Here is a 12,040-nt window from a genome sequence, read left to right as displayed (position 1 = left end):
TTTGTCATTAAACCAATCAATCAGTTAATAACAAAGTTAGTATTTCTATATTTTATAATACTGAAAATCAAATAGTAAAATAAAAAACGATAGTTATATCGCTTTAATAAAACAATCTTTATGCCATAATACTATAAATCAATAGCCCTCAAAAAAACAGATTTCAATTTGAGGGCTATTAAAATTTTAAAGATGTTTTTTATCTAATATTCTACATCAAAATTACCTTCGGTTATGGTAAACGGAGGTGTTCCGTTAGTTGTAAAATTAAAAGTTCCTTTGATTCTATCATTTGTTTTAGAAGTGATTGCAATATTTCCAGAAACAGCTTTATACTCATCATTTACATCTTCATAATACCCCTGAACATCAGCCCCAACAGTATTTACAATAGTATAACTTCCGGTTCCTAAGGAACTTTTTATAGCAATTGACAAATTATTTTGATTAGCATCTAAAGCGCCAATAGTTATAAAATTATTAATTTCAGCAGTCAATATATCAGTCGCCACAAAATTAGTACTACCTACTTTTGCTGTAAAAACATCAGCCGTTTCTTCCTGACTTATATACGGAATATCTTTAAAGACTCCATTTGTAAACTGAATGGCCGCTTTGGGATTATCCGTATCTGACCAATATCCTTTAAAACTAAAAGTTCCTGAAATTGTTTTGGTTTCTGTATTGATACTTGTAATAATTACTGAACCTGTATTTTCGGTAGGATTATCATCATTTATAGCCCAATAACCATACTCACTCCCTGCTGGTGTATAAGCCACAATATTCACATTGGCAGCATACGTTCCCGCAGTATTACCTTCTATCAAAAATCCAAAACCTCCTCCCTTTGAATCAATTGCTGAAATTTCGATAAAATTTCCTGAAATAATTGCCTGAGTTTCTTTTGCTGTCCACGTTTGTCCACTAAAGTCCGCTTTAAATACTCCTGTATTCGCATTTCCGTCGTCTGGATCCGGTTCAACAGTGCCATCAACCGGCTCATAAGTACAAGACGCCAATAATGTAATTAAAAACAAAACTATTAGCTGTGACGTAGCTTTTAACATTCTCATAAAGGAGTTTTTTGATTTTCATCAAATATAAATTATAATTTCATTTTTTGCAATTATTTTCTAGGTATTTTTCTTAATAAAAACACTCCGATAATAAAGAAAACAGCTAAAAATACAATTGCAAAACGAGGACTTCCGGTAATTTGATCGATAATACCATACACTAACATCCCTATTACGATTCCTATTTTTTCGGCAACATCATAAAAACTAAAGAAAGAAGCAGTATCCTGAGTTTCCGGTAACAATTTAGAATAAGTAGAACGAGACAAAGACTGAACGCCTCCCATAACCAAACCTACTAATGCTGCCATAATATAAAAATGCAGAGGCAACTTTATAAAATAAGCCGCTACACATAAAAGAACCCAAATGCTGTTAATAAAAATCAATACCGGGATATTTCCATATTTTTCTGAAGCTTTTGAAGTAGCATAAGCACCTAAAACTGCAACCAGTTGAATTAACAAAATGCAGGTTATTAATCCAGTTGTAGCTGCACCATCTGACTCCCATTCAATTTCTTGTTCTCCAAAATAAGTAGCTACTAACATCACTGTTTGCACAGCCATGCTGTAAACAAAAAAGCTGGTTAAATATTTTTTTAAACGGTGGTTTTCTTCAAGTGAAATCCATACTTTTTTGAGTTCCTTAAATCCATTAAAAAGAATAGCCCTGGTTACTTTATGCTCTGAAGTTCTGTTTCCTTTAGGTAAATAATAATAGGTATATTGGCTAAAAATAATCCACCAGATTCCAACCATCACAAAGGAATACCTCATTTGCATTATTTTCTCATCATCGGGAGCTGTCATAATCATAGCCAAATTGATAATCAGAAGAACTACACTTCCAATGTATCCCAATGAATATCCCTTAGCACTAATTGCATCCTGTTGCTCTTCAAAAGCAATATCAGGCAGATACGAATTATAAAAAACCAGACTTCCCCAAAAACCTATTAAACCAAAAAAATATAAAAGTAAACTAATGTAAATATGCTCTAAACTAAACCAATATAAACCAATACACGAAAAAGCTCCTAAATAGCAAAAAAACTTCATGAAAAACTTCTTATTTCCCACATAATCAGCAATTCCCGATAAGAGTGGAGAAATAAATGCCACTTTTAAAAAAGCAGCAGCAGTTACAAAACTTATCAAAGCAGAGTTTTTTATATCGGTTCCAAAAACATGAATATACGATTGCTCTTTAGTAAACAATGCCATGTAAAAAAGTGGAAAAACTGCCGAAGCGATTACCAAACTATACACTGAATTTGCCCAATCATAAAATGCCCAAGCATTCAATAATTTTTTATCTCCTTTTTGTAATGGATTCATAGCTGTTTTTTTTTGACGAATTTATTATTTTTTTTAAACAGTTTCTACTTTAATTTTCGAATTTTATTACATAAAAAAAGCCAACTCTGACGAATTGGCTTATAACTTATTTTATTTTTTTTTTATTTAAATGTAACTCCAAATTTAGCAGCAACTGCTTTTGCCTCCGGAACCATCGCTTTCAAATTAGCAATTCTGGTTGCATCCGATGGGTGCGTACTTAACATTTCGGCAGGGGCCTGACCATTAGAACTAGCTGACATTCGTGTCCAGAAACTAATTGCTTCTTCAGGATTGTAACCTGCAATTGCCATTAAAATCAAGCCTATTTTATCAGCCTCCGTTTCATGGCTTCTGCTAAAAGGAAGCATCACTCCTACTTGGGAACCAATTCCGTAATATTGTTGCCACATTTGTTGTTTTTCAGCACTTTTACTTCCTGTTGCAACAGCCACCCCAGCCGCTCCTAAAGTTTGCAATTGAGAGGCACTCATACGCTGTGCTCCATGATTAGCAAGCGCGTGAGAAACTTCGTGTCCCATTACAGTAGCTAATCCGGCATCATTTTTAGTTACCGGTAAAATACCTGAGTAAACTACAATTTTACCACCCGGCATACACCAGGCATTTATATCCTTACTATCTACTAATTTATACTCCCACTGATAACCGTTTAAGTAATCGGTTTGCCCTAATGAGGCCAGATAACGTTCGGCAGCCGATTTAATTTTCATCCCTACCGTTTCTACTTTTTTAGCATCGGCAGTACCTGTGATCACCTTATTTTCATTCAAAAAAGTTTTATACTGTTGAAATGAAGAAGGAAACAATTCGCTATTAGAGACAAAATTTAATGTCTTTTTTCCAGTCAATGGATTCGTTGCACAGGAATATATTAAACCTGCAACAGCAATACCTATAAATAATAAATTCTTTTTCATAATACTTAAATTTTTCTTAACAAAAATACAATTATTATTAATTTGAATTTTATAAAATTAATTGCAATTGTATCAAGATATTAATTTAGTTGGTTAACCAATAATATGTAAAACGTTAAAATTCTTAGGAACAATCAGGTACTGATTTTCTTTAAAAAGATTTTTATCAAAAACGATTTCTTCATTATCGATTTCTATAGTTTTAATTTCAAATGGCAATCCAATAAAATTAATTTTAAAATTAGAATAATTGGTATCGTACTTTCCATCTTTGTGTAATTGAATATTAACTTCTTTTTCTTTTCCTGTTAATTGAAATGATAAGAAGCTAAATCTTCCTTTTTTGTAATCATAACCATCTTGTGCATCTTCATACACTACCGATTTTTCTTTTCCTTCTTTATAATACACATCCAATGTTAATTCATCAAATTCTAATTCTCCTACATATTGCTGTACCGGATATTTAGGAATAATGGCTCCGGCTTTTACAAACACAGGGATTTCATCAAATTTACTGTCCACCCACATTTCTTTTCCACCTTTTACCATACTGTTAGTCCAGTAATTGTACCATTCTCCTTTTGGCACATACATTCTTCTTCCTAAAGAATTAGGCTCTAAAATAGGACAAACTAATATTTGGTTTCCAAAAATAAATTCGTCATTTCGATAATAAGTCTGAATATCTTCCTGATCAAAATATACTAAAGGTTTTAGCATAGGTGTTCCTTCCTCAATATATTGCCAGAACATAGTATATAAATAAGGTAGTAACTGGTAACGGAGATTGACAAATTTTCTGGTAATATCAATAACTTCTTCATCAAAAGCCCATGGTTCCTGATTACCATGATCTCCGGAAGAGTGTGTTCTGCAAAAAGGATGAAAAACACCTAACTGGATCCATCTGGCATATAATTCTCCCGAAGGCTGCTCTGCAAATCCTCCAATATCTGAGCCGGTGAATCCCATTCCTGAAATTGACATTCTTTGCACCTGAATATTAGCAATCCAAAGATGTTCCCAGGAAGCAACATTATCTCCAGTCCAAGACGAAGAATAACGTTGTGCTCCTGAATAAGCGGAACGGGTTATAATAAAAGGTCTCTTTGGATAAGCAAAACGTTTCACACCATGATAAGTTGCTCTGGCCATTTGAGTTCCATAAATATTATGTGCTTTTCGATGACTACAAGGATTTCCATCATAATTATGACGCACATCATTAGGGAATGTTTTATTAGGAACTTCCATAACTGCGGGTTCATTCATATCATTCCATACTCCTTTTACGCCAATATCTGAAATTAATTCCTTAAACAATCCGGCCCACCACTCTCTTACTTCGGGATTTGTGTAATCCGGGAAGTTACATTCACCTGGCCACACTTTTCCTTTCATATAAGGGCCATCGGCTCTTTTACAAAAATAATCTTTCTCTAAAGCTTCTTTATAAACCCAGTATTCTTTGTCTATTTTTATTCCGGGATCAATAATCACAATGGTCTTAAAGCCATCCTGAGCCAGTTCAGCAACCATTCGTTTAGGATCCGGAAAATAATCTTTATTCCAGGTAAAACATCTAAATCCGTCCATATAATCAATATCCAGATAAATGGCATCACAAGGAATTTGTAATTCTCTGAACTTAGCAGTCACTTCTTTAACATTGCTTTCAGGGTAATAACTCCATTTACATTGATGATATCCTAATGCCCATAAAGGCGGAAGCTCTGGTTTTCCTGTCAAATCAGTATAAGAAGTCACGACATCCTGCATATTAGGTCCGTAGAAAAAATAATAATTCATTTCTCCTCCATCTGACCAGAAGCTGGTTACATTTCTTCTTTCGTGACAAAAATCAAAAAATGTTCTAAAGGTATTATCAAAGAAAATTCCGTAGGCCTGCTTATTATGTAAACCTATATAAAAAGGAACAACTTTATACAGAGGTTCCTGTTCTTTTTGAAAAGCATATTGATCAGTAGCAAAGTTTTCAACTCTTTTTCCTTTAAGATTCATTTGAGTCGCCTTATCGCCTAAACCATAAAAACATTCTCCTTCTCTGGAAGCTTTACTCATTTTAACAATGTTCCCCCCAAACTCATAAGATTCCTCCCAATGAAAACCTAATTCATCTTCTAAGAGCACATTTCCTTTTAAATCATATATAGATGATCTTAAATCTGTTTTTTGAATTTTACAGATGACTTTGTTTGTGGTTATTTGATAATACGTATCTTCTTCTGTAATCTCTAAATGATTGTATCCATGAGAATGCCCTTCATCAATTGCATATGAAAAATCATTACTAAAATAACCTTTTGTAGTATAACGAAACCTAATTAAACTGTCTCTTAATACCGTTAGTTTTAAAATAACGTTATTCTCAGTGTAAAAATAAACGGAATCAACATCTTGTTTAAAAGAAACTATTTTTGATGGATATAAATCTCCTTTATATTCTAATTCTGTATTTGTAATCATGTCAACCCTATTTTTGATTATTACTATGCACTCCTCTCAAACTTACAAAAAATCCTTTTGATAAATAAAGAATACTATTTTTATTCACGAAAACGATTTAGCTGTTTATTTGGCAAAAAAAAGAAGTATTAATATTTTAATTAATACTCCTTTATAAAAAAAATTAATTTTATTCAACCATACTTTTTTGGTTTGCTGTTAACTGCTTATGAAATTCTAAAAACAGTAACACTTAATGGCGGTAACAACAATTCTGCTGAGTAATCCCGACCATCATAAGGTGAAGATTCTATCTCCACTTTTGATGTATTGGTTACATTACTTCCATTATATTTTTTCAAATCACTATTAAAAACTTCAGTTAATTTTCCTTTTTTAGGAACCCCGATTCTGTAATTTTCCCGAATCACCTGGGTGAAATTACATACTACAATTAGATTGTCTTTTGGATCATTTCCTTTTCGAATGTAAGAAATAACTGCGTTCTGATGATCTGAATAATTAATCCATTCAAAACCTTCAGGACTAAACTGTTTTTCATATAAAGCTGGTTCTGATTTATACAATGAATTCAAATCTTTAATCAGCTCTTTTACACCATTGTGAACCGGATATTGCAATAAATGCCAATCCAGACTTTCCTGAAAATTCCATTCCTTCATTTGTCCGAATTCGCCACCCATAAACAATAAATTCGTTCCAGGATGCGTAAACATATAACTGTACAACAAACGTAAGTTGGCAAACTTTTGCCATTCATCTCCGGGCATTCTGTCAGCAATAGATTTTTTTCCGTACACTACTTCATCATGAGATAAAGGCAGCATAAAGTTTTCGGTAAAACCATACGTCATTGAAAAAGTCAAATCATTTTGATGGTACTTTCTGTAAACCGTATCTTTTTGGAAATATTTTAAGGTATCGTGCATCCAGCCCATCATCCATTTCATCCCAAAACCAAGTCCGCCTACATCTGTGGGTCTTGAAACCATTGGAAACGAAGTACTTTCTTCGGCAATAGTTTGTACCCCTTCAAAATTAGAATACACTACTTCGTTAAATTCTTTCAGGAAACTTATGGTATCCAGATTTTCCCTGCCTCCAAAGATATTAGGTTCCCATTCACCATCATTTCTGGAATAATCCAAATAAAGCATTGAAGCTACCGCATCAACTCTTAATCCATCAATATGGTAATAATCCAACCAGAATAAAGCATTACTAATTAAGAAAGAACGAACTTCATTCCTTCCATAATTAAACACTAAACTTTTCCAATCCGGATGATATCCTTTTCTGCGATCAGGATGTTCATATAAATTTGATCCGTCAAAATAACCTAATCCATGTGCGTCATCAGGAAAATGAGAAGGAACCCAATCCAGAATAACTCCGATGCCTGCCTGATGTAGTTTATCGACCAGCACCATAAAATCCTGTGGATTTCCAAAACGGGATGTTGGCGCAAAATAACCTACAAGCTGGTATCCCCAGGAAGGATCATACGGATATTCCATTATGGGCATAAATTCCACATGCGTAAAGCCCATTTCCTTAACATAGCTGACCAAGTCTTCGGCTAGTTCAAGATAAGTTAAAAACCGGTTTTCTTCGGCACGTTTCCACGAACCTAAATGCACTTCATATACTGAATAAGGTTTATTTAAATCATTGTGTTCTTTCCGGTTTTTCATCCATTTAGAATCTTCCCACTTATGATTTAAATCCCATACAACAGAAGCTGTATGTGGTGGTTTCTCACAATATAAAGCAAATGGATCTGCTTTTTCTGTAACAAGACCACCATTATTAGATAAAATTTTATATTTATAAGTAGTGCCTTTTTGGATATTTGGAATAAAACCTTCCCAAATTCCTGAAGAATCCCAACGTACAAAAAGCTCATGTTCTCCCTGTGTCCAGAAATTAAAATCCCCCACGACAGAAACAGAATGTGCAGTAGGTGCCCAAACAGCAAAATAAACCCCCTGAACTCCATTTAATTCAATTAAATGAGCTCCTAACTTTTCATATAATTTAAAATGTTTTCCAGCTTTGAATAAGTTAATATCAAAATCAGTAAATAGGGAATGCGAAATAACTTTACTCATAGTATTATTGGTATAATTCTAAATCTCAAAATAGAATATTGATAAAAACAGTTTGCTAACTTATTCAATTCTAAAATTATCAGGCAAAGTTACACCTTTCTTGATTACTACAATTCCATCTTTTATGGTATATAATTTTGTGGTTAGATTTTCTAAATGCGGTCCACCGTTAATATATACATTATTACCTATGCGGCAATCTTTATCCACTAATGCATTGTTAATATAACAGCCTTCTCCTATCCCCACTAATATTTTATTTTCCTTAGCATCTTCTTCCATATCTTCAATGCTTTGATAAATATCATTACCCATTACATACGTACTGTTGATGATAGAATCTTTACCAATTCTGGATCGAATACCAATTACAGAATTTTTAATTTCCTTAGCATTGATAATACAACCTTCAGAAATCAATGATTTATCAACCATTGTATTTTTAAATTTTGATGGTGGTAATAATCGGGGTCTGGTATAAATTTTATTATCGTTATCAAATAAATTAAATTTAGGAACATCCTCAGTCAATCCTATATTAGCTTCAAAAAAGGAATCTATGTTTCCAATATCAGTCCAATAACCTTCATATTGATAACTAAGTATTTTTTTATTCCCAACAGCATTTGGAATAATTTCTTTACCAAAGTCTTTTGTATCGGGATCTGCCATTAAATCTACTAAAAGCTTTTTGTTAAAAATATAAATACCCATAGAGGCTAGATATTTTTTCCCTTCAGCTTCCATTTGTTCACTTACCTCAGATTCCCAATCCGGTAAAAGTTCTTTTACTGGTTTTTCTATAAAAGATTCTACACAACCTTCATTATTTGATTTTAAGATTCCAAAATCAGGAGCATCCTTAGCATTTACTGGTAAAGTTGCAATTGTAATATCTGCTTCGTTTTTAATGTGCTCTTCAAGCATATCATTAAAATCCATTTGATACAATTGATCTCCAGATAGAATTAAAGCATAATCAAAATTATGGTTTAAAAAATGGGGCATACATTGCCTTACAGCATCAGCCGTTCCCTGAAACCAGGTTGGATTATCCGGTGTTTGCTCTGCTGCTAATATGTCTACAAATGCCTGACTAAAAGCACTAAAAACATAGGTATTCTTGATATGTGCATTCAGCGAAGCCGAATTAAATTGTGTCAATACAAACATTCTGTAAATATCTGAATTCATACAATTTGATATAGGAATATCAACTAATCTATATTTCCCTCCCACTGGTACTGCCGGTTTTGATCTGGTTTCTGTCAACGGATAAAGTCTGGATCCTTGTCCCCCGCCTAAGATAATAGCAATAACGTTTTTTCTTTTTGCCTTCATATTTTGTTTAGTATTAAGTTGTACATTTCTATATATTCCTGACTTGCTTTTTCCCAGGAATGATCCGTACTCATTCCTTTTTTTCTTATTTCATTCAAATGCTTTTTATCTTCGTACAAACTTACCGCCCTTTGAATAGAATAACAGATGTCACCCACAGAAGATTGGTCATGACAAATTCCGTTTCCATTATCCCCAAAATCAATTACAGTATCTTTCAATCCTCCTGTTCTCCTCACTATAGGAATTGTTCCATATCGTAAGGAATACATTTGATTTAGTCCGCAAGGTTCTACTCTGGATGGCATTAGTAAAAAATCTGCTCCGGCATAAATTAAATGAGCTAACTCTTCATTGTAACCAATAAACGTATTGTAATTTCCTTTATAATCTACCAATAAACTATTCAGCTGATTTTCTATTTGTGCACTTCCTGAACCTAATATTAAAATATTAATTTCTTTAAAATTTTCAGAAAGAGCTAAAGCCGAAGCCTGAGGCAATAAATCTCCCCCTTTTTCATCCCATAATCTGCCTATAAAACTAAATAAAGGTTTGGATGGATCTAAATTAAAAAGAGTACAAAGTGTTTCTTTATTTTGTTGCTTTCCTTTTTCGAAATTTTGAATCGAATAATTTTTCTCCAGCATTTTATCTTTTAAAGGATCCCAAACCTCTGTATCAATACCGTTTAATATCCCCCTAGACTTATAACGCACTATATTAAATAAAGATTCTAAACCATTAGCTGAATTATTTATCTCATTTAAATAACTTGGAGAAACAGTAGTAACCGCCGAAGCACATTTGACACCTACCGCCAACGAGTTAATTTGATGATTCCATTCTAATAGTTTAACATGAGTCCTATCAAATTCCGGAAAATAATTGATCTTATCAAAACTAAACTGTCCCTGATACAAACCATTATGAATAGTAAGCATCGATGGTGTATTTAATAACTGATGGTATTTATAACAATGTTGCATCATAAAAGGAATCAATCCCGTATGATGATCATGGCAATTAATAACATCAGGCATAGCCTCTCTTCCTATAATCCAGTCCAGAGTAGCAATCTGAAAAGCCATAAAACGCTCAACATCGTCTTCATACCCATAAACCTCTTTTCGGTCAAAAAGTTCCGGTATTTCCATCAAATACAACTCAAACCCTAACTTATCACTAGTTTCCTTTAAAACACTAAATGGAAAATTAAAATTTCCTAACTGAAGAGTCCCCCAATGTACACATTCAAAATCATTCTCTTTCCTAAACTTAGTTTCATAACAAGGCATCACTACCCTCAATTTATGTCCCGCTTTATTCTGATATTTAGGCAAGGCTCCAACCACATCTGCTAACCCTCCTACTTTAGCTACCGGATAACATTCTGCACTTATATGAAATATTTCCATTTATCGTTTTAAATTTATTTATGGTTAAAAAAATGTAATATAAAATAGTTCTGTTAAATTATCTTCAAATCAATACAAATCCAGTCAAATCACTTAGAATACTTTTTCTTAAGTTTTTCTAAATATACTAAAAAACAAAAACAATTACAGTAAAAATGTAAAAAAAATAACGCTAAAAACAAAGTTTTTTAATTCTTAAAAACATCTGAAAAGTATTATTTTTGAAGAATTAATTATGATTTGATAATTTAAAAATAAATAAGAATTATATCGTTATTTTCTCTTATTTTATTGCTTAAAATTATATAATTATAATTCCAAAATCAGAACATTACTGTGAAAAATAATAATTTAGTAACAAATGAAAATAAAAATAGACTTATTTGATGAAACCACCAATTGGAATAAAGAATTAAATCCGATTTTAGAAAAATATTTTCATCGAAAGCACCCGTTGGAATATCAAAACTTATTTCAATTAATAGTTATGGTAGTTTTATCAGCCCAGGACTCAGATAAAAATATAAATAATATAGCTCCTCAATTATTTAATGCGTTCCCTACTATGGAAAGTATCGCAAATACAACCAAAAAAAGCATTAATCCCATATCTTACAGCAGTAAAATATCATGAAAATAAAATAGATTGGTTACTAGAGATTGCTAAAGAAATTAAAACCGACAAAAATATTCCATTAACACTAACAGCATTAACATCTCTAAAGGGCATTGGACGTAAATCAGCTAATGTTATTTTGAGAGAAGCCGGTATTCCTGCAGAAGGAATTATTACTGATTTACATGTAATTCGGGTAGCTCCCAGAATAGGAATAATTAACCCAACAAAAAATGGTTTGAAAGCTGAAAAAGAACTAATGGCTATTCTTCCTAAAGAAATATGGAATGAAGTAGGTATGGCAATTTCATTTCTGGGCAGAGAAATTTGCCGTCCAACACCACAATGCGATCAATGCCCAATAACAAATTGTTGTAAATATTTTAAAGAAAATTAATCTTTTTATTTTATCCAATAAAAGCCTTTAGATCGCAATTCAGAGGAGTCAGAAATGTGGAATTCTTCCTTTTTAGACTAACTAATATTTATGCTTAATTTTATCGCTCCACAGGTTTTTGGATTGATCCAATACTTATCCCTTTTGAACTTTACCTCTATTCCAAAATAGTATAAAACAAAAAACCCCGTTTCGTTAGAAACAGGGTTTTCAAAGAAAGGCGACGACATACTCTCCCACAAAACTGCAGTACCATCTGCGCAGGCGGGCTTAACTACTCTGTTCGGGATGGGAAGAGGTGAGCCCC

The 12,040-nt window shown here is 32.7% G+C and carries 9 protein-coding genes and 1 rRNA gene; 2 read left to right on the top strand and 8 right to left on the bottom strand.

The window, feature by feature from the left end; translation table 11 throughout:
• Positions 1-203: 203 nt before the first annotated feature.
• The 7 genes from BUB89_RS15070 to BUB89_RS15040 all read right to left on the bottom strand — a co-directional run bounded on the left by BUB89_RS15070 (position 204) and on the right by BUB89_RS15040 (position 10,720).
• The gene (locus tag BUB89_RS15070; RefSeq protein WP_141384578.1) at positions 204-1,076 is read right to left on the bottom strand and encodes a DUF6252 domain-containing protein; all 873 of its coding nucleotides are present in this window, start codon (positions 1,074-1,076) and stop codon (positions 204-206) included.
• Positions 1,077-1,129: 53 nt separating this feature from the next.
• Positions 1,130-2,419, bottom strand: coding sequence for an MFS transporter (locus tag BUB89_RS15065; protein ID WP_073246483.1), 1,290 nt, complete (start codon positions 2,417-2,419; stop codon positions 1,130-1,132).
• A 122-nt stretch (positions 2,420-2,541) separates the two neighbouring features.
• Positions 2,542-3,360: a M48 family metallopeptidase gene (locus BUB89_RS15060; protein WP_073246481.1), complete on the bottom strand. Its 819-nt coding sequence runs from the start codon at positions 3,358-3,360 to the stop codon at positions 2,542-2,544.
• A gap of 93 nt (positions 3,361-3,453) precedes the next feature.
• Positions 3,454-5,850: a glycoside hydrolase family 31 protein gene (locus BUB89_RS15055; RefSeq protein WP_073246479.1), complete on the bottom strand. Its 2,397-nt coding sequence runs from the start codon at positions 5,848-5,850 to the stop codon at positions 3,454-3,456.
• A 206-nt stretch (positions 5,851-6,056) separates the two neighbouring features.
• Positions 6,057-7,961, bottom strand: coding sequence for a 1,4-alpha-glucan branching protein GlgB (gene glgB, locus BUB89_RS15050; protein WP_073246477.1), 1,905 nt, complete (start codon positions 7,959-7,961; stop codon positions 6,057-6,059).
• Positions 7,962-8,021: 60 nt separating this feature from the next.
• Positions 8,022-9,302 carry a glucose-1-phosphate adenylyltransferase gene (locus BUB89_RS15045; RefSeq protein WP_073246475.1) on the bottom strand — a complete coding sequence of 427 codons (1,281 nt, stop codon included), beginning with the start codon at positions 9,300-9,302 and terminating at the stop codon, positions 8,022-8,024.
• On the bottom strand, positions 9,299-10,720 hold the full coding sequence (locus BUB89_RS15040; protein ID WP_073246473.1) for a glycogen synthase: 1,422 nt from the start codon (positions 10,718-10,720) through the stop codon (positions 9,299-9,301). Before BUB89_RS15040 ends, BUB89_RS15045 begins: the two co-directional genes overlap by 4 nt.
• 361 nt (positions 10,721-11,081) lie before the next feature.
• Between BUB89_RS15040 and BUB89_RS18375 the strand changes: the two genes are divergently transcribed.
• Positions 11,082-11,354 carry a hypothetical protein gene (locus tag BUB89_RS18375; RefSeq protein ID WP_373862915.1) on the top strand — a complete coding sequence of 91 codons (273 nt, stop codon included), beginning with the start codon at positions 11,082-11,084 and terminating at the stop codon, positions 11,352-11,354.
• Positions 11,272-11,733, top strand: a complete 462-nt coding sequence (locus tag BUB89_RS15035) for an endonuclease III domain-containing protein (protein ID WP_234982660.1) — start codon at positions 11,272-11,274, stop codon at positions 11,731-11,733. Before BUB89_RS18375 ends, BUB89_RS15035 begins: the two co-directional genes overlap by 83 nt.
• Before the next feature lie 215 nt (positions 11,734-11,948).
• On the opposite strand, the gene rrf is transcribed toward BUB89_RS15035, so the two are convergent.
• Positions 11,949-12,040 (bottom strand): 5S ribosomal RNA (gene rrf / locus BUB89_RS15025); the annotation flags it as partial.

It is taken from the genome of Flavobacterium flevense (assembly GCF_900142775.1).
Classification (GTDB): Bacteria; Bacteroidota; Bacteroidia; order Flavobacteriales; family Flavobacteriaceae; genus Flavobacterium; species Flavobacterium flevense.
Note: the sequence above shows the minus strand (reverse complement) of the source record. Positions and strands in the feature narration are given on the sequence as shown.

Bases quoted from the DNA above. Each gene is read 5' to 3' on its own strand.
- BUB89_RS15070 (WP_141384578.1), bottom strand. From the start codon at position 1,076: ATGAGAATGTTAAAAGCTACGTCACAGCTAATAGTTTTGTTTTTAATT.
- BUB89_RS15065 (WP_073246483.1), bottom strand. From the start codon at position 2,419: ATGAATCCATTACAAAAAGGAGATAAAAAATTATTGAATGCTTGGGCA.
- BUB89_RS15060 (WP_073246481.1), bottom strand. From the start codon at position 3,360: ATGAAAAAGAATTTATTATTTATAGGTATTGCTGTTGCAGGTTTAATA.
- BUB89_RS15055 (WP_073246479.1), bottom strand. From the start codon at position 5,850: ATGATTACAAATACAGAATTAGAATATAAAGGAGATTTATATCCATCA.
- glgB (WP_073246477.1), bottom strand. From the start codon at position 7,961: ATGAGTAAAGTTATTTCGCATTCCCTATTTACTGATTTTGATATTAAC.
- BUB89_RS15045 (WP_073246475.1), bottom strand. From the start codon at position 9,302: ATGAAGGCAAAAAGAAAAAACGTTATTGCTATTATCTTAGGCGGGGGA.
- BUB89_RS15040 (WP_073246473.1), bottom strand. From the start codon at position 10,720: ATGGAAATATTTCATATAAGTGCAGAATGTTATCCGGTAGCTAAAGTA.
- BUB89_RS18375 (WP_373862915.1), top strand. From the start codon at position 11,082: ATGAAAATAAAAATAGACTTATTTGATGAAACCACCAATTGGAATAAA.
- BUB89_RS15035 (WP_234982660.1), top strand. From the start codon at position 11,272: ATGCGTTCCCTACTATGGAAAGTATCGCAAATACAACCAAAAAAAGCA.